17 protein-coding genes and 3 pseudogenes are annotated in these 18,901 nt (G+C 60.1%); 8 read left to right on the top strand and 12 right to left on the bottom strand.

Annotated features, from left to right (window positions below; genetic code table 11):
- Position 1: 1 nt before the first annotated feature.
- From K3M67_RS05875 to K3M67_RS05865, 3 genes are read right to left on the bottom strand one after another with little or no spacing between them, the layout of a single operon-like run.
- Entirely contained in the window at positions 2-910 is a 909-nt protein-coding gene (locus tag K3M67_RS05875) for an HpcH/HpaI aldolase/citrate lyase family protein (RefSeq protein WP_285832576.1), read from the bottom strand.
- 13 nt (positions 911-923) lie between these two features.
- Positions 924-2,138, bottom strand: coding sequence for a CaiB/BaiF CoA transferase family protein (locus K3M67_RS05870; protein ID WP_285832575.1), 1,215 nt, complete (start codon positions 2,136-2,138; stop codon positions 924-926).
- On the bottom strand, positions 2,135-2,989 hold the full coding sequence (locus tag K3M67_RS05865; protein WP_285832574.1) for an HTD2 family dehydratase: 855 nt from the start codon (positions 2,987-2,989) through the stop codon (positions 2,135-2,137). The genes K3M67_RS05870 and K3M67_RS05865 overlap by 4 nt, the downstream gene beginning before the upstream one ends.
- Before the next feature lie 166 nt (positions 2,990-3,155).
- Here K3M67_RS05865 and K3M67_RS05860 point away from each other — a divergent pair, with 166 nt between their 5' ends.
- Positions 3,156-3,503 (top strand): hypothetical protein, encoded by a 348-nt coding sequence (locus K3M67_RS05860; protein WP_285832573.1) that lies wholly within the window; start codon positions 3,156-3,158, stop codon positions 3,501-3,503.
- A gap of 72 nt (positions 3,504-3,575) precedes the next feature.
- Here K3M67_RS05860 and K3M67_RS05855 read toward each other — a convergent pair whose 3' ends face one another.
- Positions 3,576-4,343 (bottom strand): TetR/AcrR family transcriptional regulator, encoded by a 768-nt coding sequence (locus K3M67_RS05855; protein ID WP_285832572.1) that lies wholly within the window; start codon positions 4,341-4,343, stop codon positions 3,576-3,578.
- Between the two features lie 409 nt (positions 4,344-4,752).
- Between K3M67_RS05855 and K3M67_RS05850 the strand changes: the two genes are divergently transcribed.
- The 7 genes from K3M67_RS05850 (at position 4,753) to K3M67_RS05820 (ending at position 12,323) form a co-directional block, all read left to right on the top strand.
- Positions 4,753-5,934, top strand: a complete 1,182-nt coding sequence (locus tag K3M67_RS05850; protein ID WP_285832571.1) for an acyl-CoA dehydrogenase family protein — start codon at positions 4,753-4,755, stop codon at positions 5,932-5,934.
- Between the two features lie 11 nt (positions 5,935-5,945).
- Positions 5,946-7,040 carry an acyl-CoA dehydrogenase family protein gene (locus K3M67_RS05845; protein ID WP_285832570.1) on the top strand — a complete coding sequence of 365 codons (1,095 nt, stop codon included), beginning with the start codon at positions 5,946-5,948 and terminating at the stop codon, positions 7,038-7,040.
- A gap of 44 nt (positions 7,041-7,084) precedes the next feature.
- Positions 7,085-8,830, top strand: coding sequence for an N-acyl-D-amino-acid deacylase family protein (locus K3M67_RS05840; protein WP_285832569.1), 1,746 nt, complete (start codon positions 7,085-7,087; stop codon positions 8,828-8,830).
- A gap of 76 nt (positions 8,831-8,906) precedes the next feature.
- Positions 8,907-9,716 carry a metal-dependent hydrolase gene (locus K3M67_RS05835; protein WP_285832568.1) on the top strand — a complete coding sequence of 270 codons (810 nt, stop codon included), beginning with the start codon at positions 8,907-8,909 and terminating at the stop codon, positions 9,714-9,716.
- Between the two features lie 273 nt (positions 9,717-9,989).
- Positions 9,990-10,970, top strand: a complete 981-nt coding sequence (locus K3M67_RS05830) for an amidase (RefSeq protein WP_285832567.1) — start codon at positions 9,990-9,992, stop codon at positions 10,968-10,970.
- Between the two features lie 83 nt (positions 10,971-11,053).
- Positions 11,054-11,875, top strand: a complete 822-nt coding sequence (locus tag K3M67_RS05825) for an IS5 family transposase (RefSeq protein WP_285832566.1) — start codon at positions 11,054-11,056, stop codon at positions 11,873-11,875.
- Positions 11,876-11,939: 64 nt separating this feature from the next.
- Positions 11,940-12,323, top strand: a complete 384-nt coding sequence (locus K3M67_RS05820) for an amidase family protein (RefSeq protein ID WP_285832565.1) — start codon at positions 11,940-11,942, stop codon at positions 12,321-12,323.
- A 299-nt stretch (positions 12,324-12,622) separates the two neighbouring features.
- On the opposite strand, the pseudogene K3M67_RS05815 reads toward K3M67_RS05820, so the two are convergent.
- The 8 genes and pseudogenes from K3M67_RS05815 to tnpA all read right to left on the bottom strand — a co-directional run.
- Positions 12,623-12,816 (bottom strand): annotated as a pseudogene (locus K3M67_RS05815) (transposase domain-containing protein); the annotation flags it as partial.
- A 251-nt stretch (positions 12,817-13,067) separates the two neighbouring features.
- Positions 13,068-14,093, bottom strand: coding sequence for an IS110 family RNA-guided transposase (locus K3M67_RS05810; RefSeq protein ID WP_285832564.1), 1,026 nt, complete (start codon positions 14,091-14,093; stop codon positions 13,068-13,070).
- A 95-nt stretch (positions 14,094-14,188) separates the two neighbouring features.
- The gene (locus K3M67_RS05805; protein WP_285832563.1) at positions 14,189-15,601 is read right to left on the bottom strand and encodes a recombinase family protein; all 1,413 of its coding nucleotides are present in this window, start codon (positions 15,599-15,601) and stop codon (positions 14,189-14,191) included.
- Positions 15,555-16,256, bottom strand: a complete 702-nt coding sequence (locus K3M67_RS05800) for a recombinase family protein (RefSeq protein ID WP_285832562.1) — start codon at positions 16,254-16,256, stop codon at positions 15,555-15,557. Before K3M67_RS05800 ends, K3M67_RS05805 begins: the two co-directional genes overlap by 47 nt.
- Positions 16,243-16,425 carry a hypothetical protein gene (locus tag K3M67_RS05795; protein WP_099185689.1) on the bottom strand — a complete coding sequence of 61 codons (183 nt, stop codon included), beginning with the start codon at positions 16,423-16,425 and terminating at the stop codon, positions 16,243-16,245. The genes K3M67_RS05800 and K3M67_RS05795 overlap by 14 nt, the downstream gene beginning before the upstream one ends.
- A gap of 302 nt (positions 16,426-16,727) precedes the next feature.
- Positions 16,728-18,048, bottom strand: a pseudogene (gene tnpC, locus K3M67_RS05790) (IS66 family transposase); the annotation flags it as partial.
- A gap of 50 nt (positions 18,049-18,098) precedes the next feature.
- Positions 18,099-18,361: pseudogene (gene tnpB, locus K3M67_RS05785) on the bottom strand (IS66 family insertion sequence element accessory protein TnpB).
- Between the two features lie 80 nt (positions 18,362-18,441).
- Positions 18,442-18,822, bottom strand: a complete 381-nt coding sequence (tnpA, locus tag K3M67_RS05780) for an IS66-like element accessory protein TnpA (protein WP_285832561.1) — start codon at positions 18,820-18,822, stop codon at positions 18,442-18,444.
- Positions 18,823-18,901 lie beyond the last annotated feature (79 nt).

Here is an 18,901-nt window from a genome sequence, read left to right as displayed (position 1 = left end):
TCTAGCCAAATCCCCGCTCCTGCCGCTTTGCAATGATGCGCTCATGCCGTCTGATGAGTTGGCGCGCTCGTTCCGCCACCGGCAGATCGACCATTGCGCCTCCGTTCCCGGCCACGGCAAAGCCGGCAGACTGCGATTGCTCGAAGGCGTTCACAATAGCGATGGCCTCTTCGCACTCTGCCTGGCTAGGCGTGAACACCTCATTCAGGATAGCAACCTGGGTCGGGTGTATGCATGTCGATCCCTGAAACCCCAGGGAACGGGATCGATGCACCATCGTCCGGAAAGCGTCCAGATCGCGAAAGTTGGCGAAGCTGCCGACCAGTCCCAGCGGGACAATGCGCGCGGCCGCCGACGCCATGATCATGGTCTGCTTAAGCGACAGAAGGTTCTCGGCGCTGGGCTCCATTCCCACTTGGGAAGCCAGATCCTCACCGCCGAGCAGCATGGCCGAGACGCGCGCATCCGCCGTCGCGATCGCGCGCATCCCGAACCAAGCGTCAGCCGTTTCGACGAGGGTGATAATCCTCGTCCGACCGGACGGCAGGCCCAATCCCGCTTCCGTCTCTGTGATAACTTCTGCGAGCAGCCGGACCTGCTCGGCAGACTCGACCTTCGGTAGCGCCAGCGCGGCGACGAACCGTCCGACGCTCCGCTCGATGTCGCGCACGGCTAGGCCGAGCGGCCGGTTGATCCGCACAACCACATCGATTCCCGCTCTCGCCACCTTCTCAGCCGCATCCCTGATGCCCGCACGTGCGTCTTGCTTCGCGCCTGACGGTACGCCGTCTTCCAGGTCGAGGACGACGGCGTCGGCGCCAGACCGTATCGCGCTGTCGACATATTTGCTGACATGCGCCGGGACGTAGAGCAGCGATCTCCAAGACGACACCGGATTGTCGAACATCATGCCCGGCCTCTCCTCACGACAAACCATGCTCTGGCGTCACAAGTTCTCTGGCCGCCACCATCGCGTCGATCTCTTCGGGACGAAGTCCGGCGTCGGACAGGATTTCGCGACCATGCTCCCCCAGCAATGGGGGGGGCAGATAATCGGATCTTGCGAGGTCCGCTGCACGGCCGGGCAGGGCAATATTGCGGATCATACCCTCGTACGGATGCTCCCGCAACTCGAAGAGCGACACGTCCGAAAGGTGCGGATCATCGAGAAGCGACATCAGGCTATGGCTTGGGCCGGCCGGCACATCGGCGGCACCCAGAATATCCAGCCACTCCTGTGTCGTTCGCTCACCGAGCGCCGCATTGCGCAGGCTGAAATATTGCGACACGTTCGCATAGCGTGCCTGAACGGTTGCAAAGCGGGGATCCTCGCACAGCTCGGGCCTTCCGATCGCACGAAAAAGGGCGTGCGCCTGATGATCGGTGTTCGCGGAAATGCAAATGTAGCCATCTTTGGTGGGGATCGGCTGCGTTCCGGGATCAAGCACCCGCCTGTCACCCGGTTCGCCCCTCTTCGGTTCGAACGTGAGCTGGCCCATGTGCTCCGACATGACGAACGCAGCCAGGTTCTCGAACATCGGCACGCTCAGCGTGCCCCCCTTTCCAGTCCGCTCGCGCCGATAGAGTTGATAGAGGATCTGCTGCACGGCGACTAACCCAACGACGTGGTCGGCGATTGTCATCGGCACGAAACGCGGTCGACCGTCCGCCTCCTCGAATATCGCCGTCATTCCTCCCATGCCTTGAATAATTCCGTCATAGGCCGGGCGTGCCGCATATCGACCTCCATCACCAAATCCCACGAGGCGGCAGTGAATGAGCCGGGGATAAGCGGCTTCGAGAGCATCCCTCCCCAACCCCAGCCGCTCCATGGCCGCCTCCCGCATATTGCTGACGCAGATGTCGGCGCTGGCGATCAACCGTTCCAAAGCCTGTCGTGCACGCGGTCGTTTGAGATCGAGGGCAATCGAACGTTTGTTTCGGTTCATGTGCAGGAATTTCGGGGAGAGTTGCCCGCACCGCGACATTCCGCCCAGACGACGCAGCAGGTCGCCATCGGGACTTTCGACCTTGATCACATCGGCGCCGTGATCGCCGAGATTCATGGTGGCCACGGGACCGACCACCACGCTCGTCAAATCGACAACGCGCACACCCTCGAGTACACCGCCGCTCATCCTGCGACCTTCACGCGAACTGAGAACGCCAGGCCCCCGTGTTCCGCGAACGCGTCGAACTCGCCGCCCTCTACTGTAGAGCGCCCTCTAAGAGATATATTCTGTCCGGCATATAGCGGGCCAACGGCACGCATTTCATATTCAAGAGCAGGAGCGGAGAGGACTTCGCGCGAGAATTGCGCCAACAGCAGCGCCGTAAGCCCCCCGTTCACGACCAAACCCGGATATCCCTCAACCGCGGTGGCATAGGGCAAATCATAGTGGATGCGATGGGAATTGAACGTCAACGCAGAGTACCGGAACAACATCGTCTCATCGATCCGTATCTCCCGAGACCAGCAACTCGGAGCTATGCCTGCGTCAGATCCTTCCGCCTGCCCGCCCGCGACCACGCCATCATGATAAATGATCTTCTGAATTTCTTCGTAGCCTGGACCAGCAGGGCTCGAAACCTCATGCCGCAGGGTGACAAGTTCAAAAGGCCCGCGCCTGCCTTGCTTGTGCTCGACCTTAGCTATTGCCGAACTCCTCTCCACGGTGTCCCCGATCCGCAAAGGGCCGAGCCGCGTCAATGTTCGCCCAGCGAATACGCGCCGGGGAGACAAACCGGCTGGAATGAAGCTTCCACGGTTCGCATGGCCATCCCGACCAAGATCGGATTGGACAACAACTGTCGGGAAAAGGATTGACGTCCAAGCCAGCGGCAATTCCTGCCCTTCGACCAAACTCGCAGGATCGACGTCCAGCAGCGCGGCCAAGCGCTGACAAAGCTGCAGGCAAATCCTGTCGGTCTCAGTCCGTCGAACAACGGCCGGATCATTTCTCCTGTCTCCACCATCCACCTGATACATTCCGCCTTCCAGCATATGGGTCTGGGCAAACCGGTAGTATCGGAAACGTCAAAACGACAGAAAATCTTAAGACATTCGAATTTCAATTCCATATGGAATTGTTGTCGTGCAAACGTCCGTTTGGTTGACGCTGAGCGCCCACCCACATAGTATGGATGTACAATAGGTGGAGATCGAGATGAATGTCCTGAAGCGATATGCGCAATATCTCGATAGCGAGCCCGAGAGGATATCCGAACTTTTCGCTGTAGACGGCTATTTTTTTGATGGTGGAATGAAGCTTGTCGGGCGAGACAAGTGCCATTTCGTTGGCCGCGAGGAAATCCACGCCAACTTTACCAGACCCAATCGTCCCCGTACACCGGTGGCGGGCGTCCTGATCAACGGCAACGCTATGCGTTATAACGTGAAGGCAGGAGACAGTTGGATCGAAGCCGTCGCAATCGTGCTTTTGAACGAGGACGGCTTTATCCAGAGCTACGTCACGCAATGTCGGCCGGCAAATCCCGGATGACGCGCGCGTCCTCCTCTCTCCTGCCGGCATGCTAGGTCGGTGTCAAAACGGACTCCGGCTTGCCTTGGGCCGCTATCCTAGGTCTTTGCTGAAAACATCCGCGCGAGCCCGGCGCTCTTGCGCTTTGTCCCGCGCTCGCGGCTTTTTCGGAGCCTTGTTCACCGCAGCCACAGGCCCCTCCCCATTGAGCGCACGCTTCGCCCTCGTTTTGATCGCAGGGGGAACGGACACCGGTTTCCCTCCCATCACGCCGTTGAGCATAAGATTTGCCAAATCTCGGGCGACCTCTTCCGGTCCAAGCGGGCCTTTGCTGCGAAACCAGCGGGGCAGCGCACTCAGCGCGCCGGTAATGCCCTGAGCGGCCACGCGCGGATCGACGCCAGAAAAAAGCCCCTCCGCGATGCCCCGTTCGAGTTGCGACAGCATGTAGCCTTGAAATTCCTCATGGCAATCATTGAGGATCTTCAACTGCTCGTCGGTCAGCCACATATCGATGAAAGGAGATTCCTGCATTGAAATCCTTGAGCTCACCGGATTCTCAAGGATATAGATTGCGGTCTCCTCGATGAACTGCCGCAACGCATCGCTTGGATTTGCGTCAGCGGCCCTATCGCTCGCCACGCGTGCCATTGCGAGACGCCCCTCCTCGCCCCTATAGATAATGTCAAACAGGATTGCAGACTTGCTTTCATAATAATAGTAAAGTGTGCCCTTGTTGAGTGAAACAGTCGCCGCGATATCATCCATTGTTGTGGACATATAGCCATTTGCTACAAACAAGTGAGATGCGGCATTCAACACCGCTTCTTTTCTATCAATTTTTTCCAAAGGCTCAGCCATCAATTCAATTCCTTAACGTAGAAGTTATAGGTTTAGTCGGTCCAGTCTCGCAATGTCACCCGTTTGACACCAGACCATCTGCCGAATCCGCCATCGCAGCGCTGCCGACATGGGCACAGCCACCAAAATGAAAATATTACGGCATAGGCTACGACACTCCTGGAACAACGAAACGTGCGGAATTCTCACTCTGTATGTCCGCATGTTAGCCAATGCGAGGAATGATGACAATGTCCCCGTATCGGCTGGACATTTGAAGGAGAACCGACTGGTGAAGGCGGCCGGATCAACCTGTGCTGCTCGGCCAGTCAAACGGTTAACCGAATGGTCGGTTGACTAGGGCTGCGGGACGACTTAGCGTGATGCTGGTTTGTAGGCGTCCGACCTACGGAAAAAAGGGAGTGGAGGGTTGGATTTCCGCCTGGAAGCGAAGCATAGGGCGACACTTCGTCGTATCAGTGACTATCTGAACAAGCTTTCGGAAAGGGGCGAGATCGATCTTGAGTCGCTTGCGCAATCCCATGGCGGTCGGTTCGGAGATTACGGGCCTGCTGAACGGGCATTTATCCGCCGTCTAGGTACCGATGGGTGGCTGGGACTGGCTACTCCGCGTGAATATGGCGGCCAAGGCCTCAGCTTCGTCGAACAGTGGCTGTTCCACGAAGAATTGATGTTTCGGCGCCTTCCGACGGGCTCCATGCTCACCCAAGCGGTGATTCCGAGCCTTACTTTGTTCGCTTCCGAGGAGCTCAAGGCAAAGTTCCTTCCGCGATGCCTTTCGGGCGAGGTGCTTATGGCGATCGGATATTCCGAGCCGGGCGCAGGCACTGACTTGGCTGCGCTATCGACGCGGGCCGCACCGGTGGCCGGTGGCTATCGCCTGAACGGGCACAAGACCTGGTGCTCCCATGCACACACGGCAACCCACATTTGGCTTGCCGCGAGAACCGGCACACCGGAATCCCGACACAAGGGTATTTCGATGTTCATCGTCCCGGCCGATCTCAAAGGGATCACGATCCGTCCAATCATCACCCAGCTGAACGAACGGACCAACGATGTCTTCTTCGACGATGTGTTCCTCCCCGAAGAGATGCGCCTGGGCGAGGAGAACGAAGGCTGGAAATATATAACCGGACAGCTCAACTTCGAGCGCGTGTTCTGCCATGCTGAAATGTTATATGAACATTATCGGCTGGTCGATTGGTGGCGAAAGCAAGAAGGGGTGAGCGAAGGCGAGCGCGAATTCCAGCGCCGCGAACTTGCGAAGCTAGCAGCTGATATTCATGTCAGCCGGCTAATGGCCATGAGAGCTGCCTGGATGATGGATTCCGGCTTCACCGGTTCCCAGCTCGAAGCCAGCATTTCCAAGATCATCAACACCGAAACGCACCAGCGACTGGGGATCGAGGCCTTCAAACTGATGGGTTCGCAAGGTCAGCTCGCCCATCGCGATCCAGAAGCGCTGGCTGGAGGCAGGCCGGCAAGGGCCTATCTGTCGACCCCGGCGGTAAAGTTCGGAGGCGGAACCAACGAATTGCAGCGCGACCTGATAGCCGGATTCGGCTTGGGCCTACCGCGGACACGCTAAGGAGCACATTGATGGATTTGCGATATTCATCCGAGCAGGAGCAGGTTCGCGAAGCGGCCAAAGTCGTCTTTTCGGACCACGTCTCCCATGAGGCCCGTCTGACGGCCGAACAATCCGATGACGGATTTGACAAGGCCCTTTGGCAGGAAATCATAAAGCTCGAATGGCTTTCGGCGGCATCGAACGAAGACGACTTGGAAACCCTCGCCATTCTTGCGGAGGAAGCGGGGCGATCGGCCGTCGCCCTGCCCCTTCTCGCAACCGTGGCTGCGATACTGCTGCTGCAGGACGCAGCGGATGGCGAGGCCCTGGAAGAAATTCGGCGCAGCATCGAAACCGGCGAGCGGATCGTCGTGCCATTGCCAAATTGCCGCTCTAGGCAATCGGGCGAAAATCTGTCCCTGACATCGCCGGACCAATTGGTGCTCTGGGGAGCTCAGACCGATGCATTCCTTGTTCCAGCCATCTCGGAAGCCGGTGTCATCACTATCTCACTGGTCGAAGCCGGAACTCCGGGTGCCCACATCCGCGAAGCCAGCCTGATCGACAATCTGCGCGGTGCCTGGATTTCACTCGAAGATGTTGTCCCGACGAAACTGATCAGCACCGCCATGACAGAAGAGGTTCTGGAGCGGTGGCGAGAAAAATGCCTCCTGCTGGGTGCGGCCGAAGCATATGGGGCCGCCGAAGGCGCGATTGCCCTAACCACGAATTACGTGAAGGAACGATTCCAGTTCGGACGTGCGATCGGCAGTTTCCAAGCCGTGCAGCACGGCTTGGCCAATGCCAAGGCTTACAGCGAATCGGCCTGGCTCGCAGTGTGGGAGGGCGTCTCCGGGATCGCACATGGCGAACAGATTCCTTCAGCCGGCGCCCTGGCGGCTTGGCTTGCTGAGCGAGCCCTGCAGGAGGCGGCGGTCGCAGGCAGCCAGTTCCACGGCGGCATGGGTATTACCCGCGAATATCCCATGCAGCACTATTACCGCCGTGCAGCTGCCGCCCACGGCCGCTTGGGCTCGCAATACGACTTGCTCGGTAAAATAGCAGACCGTTTCGTCGATCACGCGCCTACCGATGCAAGATCAGCCTTTTCGGGGGACATGTGAAAGCGCGTCAACGCCGACCGGCAGCCGACTGAGGGAGAGAGAAGATGCTCGATATCGTCATACGCGGTGGGACCGTATTTGACGGATGCGGAACATCCGGCCGGCGCGCAGATGTCGGGATACTGAACGGAAAGATTGCTGCAATCGGCGATGTGCCCGGCCCGGCGCGCCAGACCATTGATGCGGGTGACTGCATCGTTACCCCCGGATTCGTCGATCCCCATACGCATTACGATGGGCAGGCGATCTGGTCGTCCCGGATGAAGCCGTCCTCTTCCCACGGGGTCACGACTGTGGTCGCGGGAAATTGCGGCGTAGGATTTGCTCCCTGCCGCCACGCCGATCATGACGCCCTTGTTTCCGCCATGGAAGGCGTTGAGGACATCCCCGGCGCCGTCATGGCCGCCGGTCTCGATTGGAACTGGGAGAGCTTCCCCGAATTTCTTGACTGCGTCGAACGTCAACCTCGCGACATCGACGTCGCGTTCTTTCTTCCGCATAGTCCACTTCGCCTATACGTGATGGGCGAGCGAGCCCTTGCGTTGGAGCCGGCCAATTCGGAGGATCTCGAACGAATGGCGGACATTGCCTGCGAAGCCGTTAGAGCCGGTGCGCTCGGTTTCGCGACTTCCCGCCTGAACTCGCATCGCGACTCCCACGGAAACTATATCCCGAGCTACAATTCTGCATCTGACGAACTTTTGGCGATTATGTGCGGCGCGCGGCGAGGGGGAAATGCTCTTTTCCAGATGGTGCCTGACGTGCGCCCCCCCGTATCGGCCGGAGAGGACACCGAGGTCGATCTTCTTACCAGGATTTCAAAGAACGCCGACTGTACCGCGACGTTTACCCTCGTCCAGAATTCGCTCGCGCCCAACCATTGGAAACAAGTTCTAGGGTTGGTGGAACAGGCTAACAGATTGCCGGGCGTATCCATCCGCCCCCAGGTGTTCCCCCGCCCGGTCGGAATGCTCTTCTCGCTGAGCGCCTCGCTCCACCCGTTTGCCCTGTGTCCCTCGTTTCAAGCGATAGCACATCTGCCGCTTGCCGAGCGGGTGGACCGTATGCGGGAACCGGCGACCCGGGAACGCCTGGTTTCCGAACTACCGACACAACCGACATCCCCTATCGCCCGTTTTACCCGAATGTGGGACCGGATCTATCGGTTCGACGGCCGCAACTATTCGCCGGACGCCGCAGACAGCCTGGCGGCCATCGCCTCGCAGACCGGGAAGACACCGCAACAAGTAGCCTATGATCTGCTGCTGGAGAATGATGGGCGCGCCTTGATGTTGGCCACAATTGCTAATTTCGAGGACCAGAATCTAAACGCCGCGCTGGAAATGATGCGCCATCCAGCAGCAATAGTCGGTCTAGGCGATGGAGGCGCGCATTACGGCATGATCTGTGATGCGAGTTACCCTACATATCTTCTCTCATACTGGACACGAGATCGAGACGGCCAAAAGATTGCGCTTGCCGACGCAGTGCGATTGCTGACAAGTGAACCGGCAGCCTTGGCGGGTCTGCATGACCGCGGTCGAATTGCGCCGGGCTATCGCGCGGACATCAACGTCATTGACTATGATGCACTCTCCCTTGATCCCCCGACAATTGTGGACGATCTCCCGGCGGGAGGGCATCGTTTCCTTCAAGGCGCTAAAGGCTACCGCACCACAATGGTGGGGGGTATAATCATCGAACAAGATGGAAAGCCCACAGGCGCCCTCCCCGGGAAACTGATCAGAGGCTCTCAACGGGCGCCAGAAGCTGCCATTCTAGAAACTTAGAGACGAATTGTGGGATACCCTGACCAAGTGCTGTGCAAATCAAAGGCAAGCCCTCAGATATTCGGGAGTCACTCAAATGACACTCATTCACCGCCAACCCAATATGCAATTTGAAGGCGTTCCCGGTCACTGGTGCAACAATATAGAGTTCGGCGCCTTCTTCCTGGCGGGAAGCACGGGGACCCCTGCTGTCGAACCGTTCCTGAATCAGGTTCTGGCGCAAGCCAAGGCCAAGTTGCCCCCGCAGCACCGCCATCTGGAAGATGACATCGACAATTTCGTCAAGCAGGAAACCGAGCATTACAAGATTCACAACGCTTATAACGCTGAAATTTTCAAATCCTACCCGTTCCTGCGGGAGGGTTACGAGGCGAAACGGGCCGATTATCGACAGTTCCTTGCCTCGAAGTCACACAAGTTTAATTGCGCATACAGCGCCGCCTTCGAGACACTCGCACTGAGTCTGGCGGTTTTCCTTTTCGAAGAAACGGATGAATATCTCGAAGGAGCCGACGAGCGCACTTTGAATATGTGGAAATGGCACTTGGCCGAGGAATATGAGCATCGCAGCGTCTGCCACAAAGTTTATCAGGCTATATATGGCGACTATTTTTATCGCGTAAAATCAATCATTTTTGCTTATCGGCACTTGGGTGGACATAATAAAAGAATTTATCAGCAGATCATGGAGCATGAGCGAGCGGACATGACTCCCGCAGAAAGAAAGCTTTCGCTGGAGCGCGAACGCAAATTCCGCAGGAAACTGATCGCATTCCAGCTTCCAAAGGTCCTCAAGCTTTTCACGCCAAGGTACGATCCATCGCCGGCCAAGGTCCCTGCGGGAGCTCAGGCCATACTTGATCACTATGCGCTGGCATCCATGTGATGGCGCCTCATCGTTGATCCAGGATTGCTGAAATGGATTCCGGGCCACGAGGCCGAAGATCGCTCGGTCCCGCCCTGCTTGCTGATCTGTCGCCCCAGCAGGTCGAGCTTCAAAGGCCGCACTCACTATCGGCATGGCTCTCGACGGCGCTAGCGTGGAACCGAGCATCAATCGTGGCGCGATAACTCGGCTAATGCACGTCCGACACTGATGGATATGTAGGACATTCAGGTCGGCGATGACGACCTCCGTTGAAACCTGAAAGGGATGGATATGCCGTTCGAGAGCTTGATGGGACTGTCGCATCGCATTCACAGCGGCACGTGCACCTCGCGCGAGGCTGTTGAGGCCACACTTGCCGCAATCGATAGGGCACAGCCCCGTCTGCGCGCCTACGCAACGGTGTTTCACGATGCTGCGCGCGAACGGGCAGACAGAGCCGACGCCGAACTGCACATGGGCTTGGACCGCGGACCGTTGCATGGCGTGCCGATCGCGATCAAGGATCTCGTGTCGATAAAAGGGGAAGCTACTGCTGCAGGCACAACCGTGCTAGCTAATCAAATATCCAAAGAGGACGCAACGATTGTCACCCGACTGAAACGGGCCGGGGCGGTCATCGTCGGCAAAACCCAGATGACCGAAGCTGCAACCATTGCCCACCATCCCAGCGTCCCGCCCCCGACAAACCCCTGGAACGAAGGATATTGTTCGGGCTTCTCGTCGAGCGGGTCGGGCGTAGCCGCTGCGTCCGGTCTTTGTCAGGCCGCCATCGGCTCCGACACCGGTGGCTCCATCCGCATCCCGGCCAATATGAACGGATTGACCGGTCTGAAGCCGAGTTGGGGTCGCGTCTCACGCCATGGGGTATTTCCCTTGGTCGAACGTCTCGATACCTTGGGCCCCCTAGCCCGTTCTGTAGCCGATTGTGCTGCGGTCCTGGCAGCGATTGCCGGTCCCGATCCGGCTGATCCAACCACACATCCCCGGGCTGCTCCTAATTACCTGCTCTCCTTGGAGGCCGGCATTGGGGACGCAATCATCGGATATGACCGCGCCCTGATCGAAGAGATTTGCGATGACGAAACAATCGCGACAATGGAAATGGCTGCGCAAATACTTGCCGAATTGGGCGGCCGGTTGGTCAATATCACCTTTCCGCGCCCAGACATGTCCCAAATGATGACTTTGGTCACAACGGGCATGGCGCAGGCGCACCGCGCACTCTACCCTAAGAGGCCGATCCGAAATTAAGGTGAGTGATATCAGCGCCTTAGCTTGACGTCTAAGGCGGTCGCTGATTCTGGAGTTTTGCGAAGAACTTCCGAGGAACAGCGATGTGGACCGATATCACTCGCGCGCAGCATGCGCGAAGCGAGTTGGCTTTGCCAACGGATTTGACGAATGCGGAGTGGCGGGTGCTGGAACCGTTCTTCCCTCCGCCTTCGCTGGTGGGCCGCCCCCGTAAATGGCCGATGCGCCGGATCGTCGAGGCGATCCTTTATCTGCTGCGGGGCGGGCTTCCATGGCGGATGCTACCACCCTGCTTCCCTCCGGTGTCCACCGTTCGGCGCTGGTTCTATCTGTGGCGCGACAACGGCCTGTGGCTGACGATCAACCACATGCTGCTCATGATCGCGCGCGAACTCCAGGGTCGCGAGCCCTCGCCCAGCGCGGGTGTCATCGATAGTCAAAGCGTGAAAACCACGGAATCCGGCGGTCCACGCGGCTACGATGCGGGCAAGAAGATCAAGGGACGCAAGCGCCACATCCTCACCGATACCCAAGGTTACCTCGTCCATGCCGTCATCCACGGGGCCGATATTCAGGACCGCGACGGTGCTCCGCTGGTGCTATCAGCCATCATCCAGCGCTTCCCCTGGCTCCGGCACGTCTTCGCCGATGGCGGCTACGCAGGCGACAAGCTCAAGGATGCACTGCGCGCCATGAGCAGATGGACCATCGAGATCGTCAAGCGATCCGACATCGCCAAAGGCTTCGAGATCCTACCACGCCGGTGGGTCGTCGAACGAACACTCGCATGGCTCAACCGCAATCGCCGTCTCGCCAAAGACTTTGAAAACACTATTGCTTCGGCCACCGCCTGGCTGTTCATCGCCTCAGTCCAGCTGCTCACGCGGCGTATCGCAAAACTCTGATATCGCGGCCGATAATTTCGAATCGGGCTCTAAGAAAGTCGAGGAATATGGACCGGGCGCGATTATGATGCTCGATCACGGACGTGACTTGAGTGCCATGGACTTGGTTGCTGCGATGAACCATGCCGATGTTCTCAGCGGGATTATTGACGCCTGTTTCGAGCAGGTCGATGTGCTGTTGCTGCCCGTACTGCCGTTCATCACTCCCAAAGTTGGTGAACTTGAAAAACGCGGCAGTGGAAGGTTGAGCGAATCCGGCACCTTCACACTACCTATAAACATTTCGGGATGCCCAGCCATTGCACTGCCAGGTGGCTTGGATAGTCGAGGATTGCCGGTCGGCTTTCAACTAGTGGCACGGCGGTTCAATGAAGCGACATTGATTGCCATCGGCCATACCGTTCAGCGCGTGACAAACTGGCATCTCCACACCCCGGCGCTCAGGTGAAAGTGCCAAAGTTTTCCTGAAGTAGGCATCATTTCTCCGAACGGCCGGCGGACGATGCTGAGGCGCACCGCTGACAGGAAGCGCAAATGGCCAAGAAGCGGTCCGAGCAACAGACGATATGGCTAATCCTGGACCTTCAGCAAACCCAGGCGAAGTCAACCCGCGCCAAGCCCCCAGCAGGGTTCTAACCGCACCAAACACGGCTTGGCGAAACTTTTCAACCTAATCGCCGTGAGAAAGCGCTTCATAATAATGTAAGCGCCGAGAACGCTGCGTAAGCGTCCGGTGGCGGGTTTCGTTCAGGCGGGACGATAGTTCCAGGGCAGCAGCTCGTCGATACGGCGGGCCGGGTGGTCTGCGATACGGGCGATGGTGTCGCTCAGCCAAGCCTCAGGATCGATGCTGTTCAGCTTCGCCGTTCGATGAGGCTGTAGATGGTGGCGGCACGCTCACCGCCTTTGTCGGAGCCTGCAAACAGCCAGTTCTTGCTGCCTGATTCATGTGTGGACGCCCCCTATGGCAAGGGCTTTTTGTCGGGATGGATTTGATCGGTTGCTTTCATGTGTCCGGCCTGTTTGCGCGGCGCCGTGTTTGCCGCTGGCCCTGATGGAAATCCGCCGATGAGGTCCCTGATCAACGTGACGCGCTTGTAAGGCGCAGTGAATCAGACGGGTTGGCCTCACCATTGGCTCGATCGTTACTCATCATCGACTGCCACTGCCAATTCGGGTGTTGGGTGTCTTATCAGACCGCGAGTTGCTGATACGGTCTGTAGGCTTCCTTTCGGGTCAGCACGACCCAAGCGATCCGGGCCAGCTTGTTGGCGAGGGCGACGGAGACGAGCCGGAAGGGTTTCTTCTCCGACAGTTTCCTGATCCAGTCGGCCATGGGCGTTGGCTTGTCCTTGGCGTGCCGCATGACGGCAGTCGGGCCGACAACGAGCAGTCGGCGCAAGTATCGATCTCCCTGCTTGGAGATGCCGCCGAGCCGGGCCTTGCCGCCGGTGGAATGCTGCTGAGGTGTCAGGCCGAGCCAAGCGGCGAACTGACGGCCGGAACGGAACTGTTCGGGATCGGTGACGGTGGCAGCGATCGCTGTGGCCGTGACTATACCCAGGCCCGGTATCGCGGCTAGCCTGCGACTGGCCTCGCTGTCGGCATGCCAAGCGGCCAACTGCTGGTCGAGCGCCGTGATCTCGCCGCTGATTGTCATGACCTGCCGGACCAGTACCTCCAGTGCCGTTCGGGCATAGGCTGGCAAAGCGTTCCTGTCGGTAAGTGCCTGCTCGGCCAGCTTCACGAGGTTGGCGATGCCGGGATTCGCAACAAAGCCCAATTCCGCCAGATGCGCGCGCACGGCATTGGCCAGCATGGTGCGTTGGCGCACAAGCAGTGAACGGGCGCGATGGGCCATGAGAATGCCCTGCTGTTCGATCGACTTGACCGGCACGAACCGCATGGTTGGCCGGGTAACGGCCTCGCAGATCGCTTCGGCATCAAGCGCATCGCTCTTGCCGCGTTTCACATAGCCCTTCACATAGGACGGCGGAATCAGGCGCACCTCGTGTCCCATCGCAGCGAGCGTACGCGCCCAATAATGCGCTGTTCCGCATGCCTCCACACCGATCAGGCATGGCGACAGCTTTGAGAAGAAAGGCAGCATCTGCTTGCGGTGCAGCTTTTTTACCAGCACCGTGGCACCGCTCTCGTCGATGCCGTGTGCCTGAAAAACGCTCTTCGCCAGATCGAGCCCAATCGTCGTGATCGCCATCGTAAACGCTCCTCTTCCTCTTGGTTGACCAACCGACAGCATAGCAATTGCCGGTCAGTGCGGGGGCGTCCACATCATCATTGTGCTGCTCCTTTTCAAATGGCGGAAAACAGGGATTCCTGGTTTTGGTCGTGAGCGCGACACGGACCTTTTCGCGAGATCGCGGCGCGGATTTCGGGCTTTTCGAGGTCAACAGCGCGGATTTGATGAGGTGCTCCGGGCATGATCTGCTCGGTCGGAAGCAACCCAGCTTCGACAGCACACCGAATTTTGTGGCTGGTAACGCCCAGTTTTGTAGCGGCTTCCAACATTGTGAGCCATTCGCCGCGGGTTGTACCGGCTGATTTATAGCCCTCGATTTTGTGGACACGGCGCAGCGAGTTGACGCGGTGGCCGGTCCAGCTCTTGCCTTGGCCAGTGCGCATGCCCATGCGGTTGAGCGTGGCAGCGACGTCAGCGTCGGACCAGCGTGTGGCCATCGAGCGGATGATGGCCATGGCCTCTTCCGGCGTGCTCTTGGTGTGCTCTACAGACTTGGGCTTGCGGATGCGGACCTGCGAATGCTGCCCGCCCTGCCAATGGATGGTGAGCTCAACTTCCTGCGCATCTTTGTCGGTGGTTGCGACGATATCTTTGACCAGCGCGCGCAAAAGCCGTTGCCGGAAGCGCATGTCGACATCGGGATCGGCCCACGCTGCCTTGAGATCATGGGCCAGGCCCGCGAAGTCAGGCATATCGCCCTGATCGGCTTGTCGATCGTTGAGCCGCGCCTCGCAGGCCTCGACGCGGCGAAGCGTCGCTTCCCAGCTCTTCTCGAGCTGCGCGGCAATCAATCTGTTATCGGGATCACAGGCAGCATAGCGCCGTTCGGCCAGCGAGGCTTCGTAGCGGGCCTGCTGGAGGTCCAGTTCGACCATCTGTCGCCTTTGCGCTTCGCCCTCGAGATGCATGCGCTCCGCCTCCAAAGCCGCTTCGATCGCCATGGGGGCCACAGCGCGAAGCACTTCCTCCGAAATCGCTGCATCGGTTCGATCGCCATTGGTGGTCATACATCGTGGCCGGGCCAGCATGAGGTTCGAACGGTCGCAGCGGTAGACATGATAGCCTCTGCGCCGACCGACATAAACGACGCAAAGGCGGCGACCACAATGACCGCAGGTAAGCATGCCAGCAAGGAGCGCCTTGCCGCCGCGGCCGGATTTTACGCCGCCGGCCTTGCCATAGGCGTTGGTCGCGAGGATCTTCTGGTTCCGCTCGAACTCGTCCCAGCCGACATAGCCGGCATGATGGTCCCTGAGCATGACGCCCCAGTCGTCATAAGACTTGCGGTGGCCATAGCTCTTGCGGACCCGGCCAGCGATGATCTCGGTGCGCTTCTCGGTCTTCCCGTACACATAGACGCCGGCGTAGAACGGGTTCTTGAGTACGCTGATGACGTTGCGGTAGCGTATCGGCACCCAGTCAAAAGAGATCATCATCTTGCCGTCGGACGGCCGCGGGAAATGCATCCCTTCCGCAGTGAGCGCGAGTCAGCACCTGCCGGGCGCTGCCAATCTCGCGGAAGCGCGCAAAGATGTGCCTGATGGCCTCCTGCACCCGAATATCCGGATCGAAGCTGAGGCCGTAATCGCGATGCCAGATGTAGCCGATCGGGACGCTGATGCGCAGCTCGCCGCGCTGGGCTTTCTGCCGCGCAGCTTCGTACATGCGCGCGCGAATGACCGAAAGCTCGAACTCGCTGATGTTGCCCTTCATGCCGAGCAAGAGCCGGTCGTTCGGCTTGGCAGGGTCATAGATGCCATCGATATCGATGACGCGGGCGTCGACCTGGCCGCACAGCTCCAGAAGCCGGTGCCAGTCTGGTCCGTTGCGGGAGAGGCGCGAGGCCTCCAGGCACAGGACGGCGCCGACATGACCGGTGCACAGATCTTCGACAAGACGCTCAAACCCGGGACGCTCGACTGCACCGCTGGCGCTGCGGCCGAGATCTTCGTCGATGACCTCGACATCACGGAATCCCCAACGGCGAGCGACATCGATCAGCTCGTACTGCCGGCGCTGGCTCTCAAGGTTGGCGTTCACTTGTTGGGGCGTCGACTGTCGGACGTAGACGACGGCCTTGCGCCGCAGCAGGGCCAGGGGAAGAAGATTACCGGCGGTCATCGGTCATCTCCTCGTCCGAGACGCCTGCGGCCGCCATCAGCAGCTTGGCGAGGCTTGCCACCGCAACGTCGCGCTGGGCCCTCGTCAGACCGTCCAGGCTTCTGGAGTCGAGTGGCATGATCAGTTGGCGTGGCGCCGGCAGCCGCGTCGGTGGGGGCAAGAGCTTCATCGATGTCCTCCTGAGCGTTCGATCCGCTCAGCAGCGCATGTCGAAGACCGGCTTCGATCAAGAGATTATGGAGATCGGTGAGCGCACCCACGGTGACACGAGGGCTGCCCAGGCTGAACGCCTCGCAAACGCCGCGATCCAGCATCCACGCCGGAACGACAATCACCTCGCCGTGGCGCACGACGATATGAGCGACTCTGCCGGTCGCCCGATCCTCCGTATACTCGCATCGAACCGTGCGCTCGAAATACGGATGCCACCGATACCACATAACGACGTCGCGCCCGACATGGGCAGAATGTCTGCGAGATGGCGACGCCGCGAAGCGCGCGCTCGGCGGCGTTATTGTCGATCTCGAGGCGACCATCGTCGACGTAATGGCCGAGTGCCTGCCAACGCGACAGGGCGTAGCGGACGGCGACCGCCAGGTCGGACTTGCGCGAGAGCTTTGGCAGCATCGCTTCCAGCCACGCACGCAGGTCTTGGTGGAGCGGCCCGGCGCGTGCCTGCCGCTCGCTCCGACGCTGGTCTGGAGGCGCGCCGCGGATGGCGTCCTCGACGCCATAAAGAGCGGCGATCCGTTCGAGCGCCTCACGGGCGACTGCCGAGCCATTGGCGGCATGGATGTCGAAGAACTTGCGCCGGACGTGCGTCATGCAGGCCACCTCGGCGATACGGTTGCCGTAGAGCTTGTTGAACCCGGCATAGCCGTCGGCATGCATGTGACCTGAGAAGCCGCCGAGGTGGGCTGCGGGGCGCTCGCCCTTGCGGTCCGGCGCATAGCGGAACAGCGCGGCAGGCGGCGCTTCGCCACCGTGGCCGCGCTCATCGCGCACATAGACCCAGAGCCGACCCGTCCTGGTCCGCCCCGCACCGGGTGCGAGCACGGGCACAGGCGTGTCGTCGGCGTGCAGCGTGCTGCCGGCCATGACGTGACGAGCGAGCGCATCGACCAGCGGCTCAAGCAGCGCCGCCGAGCGGCCAACCCAGTCCGCCATGATGGAACGGGCGAGATCGACACCTTCGCGTGCGTATATCTCCGACTGGCGATAGAGTGGCAGGTGGTCGGCGTACTTGGCGACGAGCACATGAGCGAGCAGGCCAGCGCCTGGCCTGCCGCGCTCGATCGGCATGCTGGGGAGCGACGCCTGAACGATCCTGTCGCAGGTCCGACAGCCGAGCTTGGGGCGCAGGTGGCGGATGACGCGGAACGAGGCGGGCACATAATCCAGCTGCTCAGTGACATCCTCGCCGATGCGACGCATCGGACCGCCGCAGTCGGGGCAGATGCAGGCGGGCTCATGCGCGACCTCGTCGCGCGAAAGGTGCTCGGGCAGCGGCTGGCGGAAGGGCTTCACGACATCGGCTCGCACGGGTGAGACGACGGTCGCAGCGGCCTCCGCCTCGACCTCTTCAAGCGCCAGCTCCAGCTGCTCGATCTCGCGCTCGATCTTCTCCGACGAGGTGCCAAACTGCATCCGGCGGAGCCGCGCCAGCTGGATCTTGAGCCGCTCGGCGATCAGCTTGTGCGCGTTGCGATCGGCATCAACCTCTACCAGCAGCGCCTTCAGAAAGGCGGCATCGTCGGGCAGAGATGCAACGTCGAGCGACATGCCCGAGCATAGCACCAGGCCACTAACAAAGCACGCAAAACCGCCATAAAGTGCCGCTTCTTACCACGCGAACTCCGGCTCGGCGCTCCGCTTCGGCACCCGCCAGTCCGCCCCCTCCAGGAGCATCGAAAGTTGCGCCGGCGTCAGCACCGCAACGCCGGTGGCGGTGGTTGGCCAGGTGAACCGACCCCGCTCTAGCCGCTTGGCGTGCAGCACCATGCCTTGGCCGTCCCACCACAGGAGTTGATCAGATCGCCCCGCTTGCCGCGAAACGCAAACACCGCGCCGGAGAACGGGTCTTTGCCGAGCACGCTCTGCGCCATAGCGGCCAAACCGTCGAACCCTTTGCGCATATCCGTGGCGCCCGCAGCTAGAAACACCCGCACGCCCACGGGAGGACCGATCATCGGCCGAGCGCGTCCAACACCAGCCGTAGCGTAGCACGATCTACCGGCGGTATGATCCGCACCCGGTGACCGCCGGCGGTCAGTACCTCGATCGAGCCCGCAGGGAGCGATAGCGGCTGCCCTGCCGGTGCCGGCAGTGCCAGCTGCACTGGCACGAACCCATCCGCCTGGGCTGGCGTCGCCGTCAGACGATCAGCGAGGAAGGCGCGCCGCCAGCGGTAAAGCAGTGATGGATCAACGCCATGGCGGCGCGCCACCGATCGCACCGTCGCCCGCGGCTCCAACGTCGCCGTCACCAGTCGCGCCTTCTCCTCATTCGGCCATGAGCGGCGCGGGCGCTTCCCGAACTCCGAAACGTCGATAATCCGCGTAGCCATAGGTGCCGCACCGGTGCAAACCACAGTGCCGCACCTGTGGCTTGCCGCTCACCTACCCCGCAAGGCGCCCCAGACCGGC

The organism is Sphingobium sp. V4, from assembly GCF_029590555.1.
Taxonomy (GTDB): domain Bacteria; phylum Pseudomonadota; class Alphaproteobacteria; order Sphingomonadales; family Sphingomonadaceae; genus Sphingobium.
The sequence above is the reverse complement of the archived record's forward strand: the minus strand, read 5'-3'. Positions and strand labels throughout refer to the sequence as shown.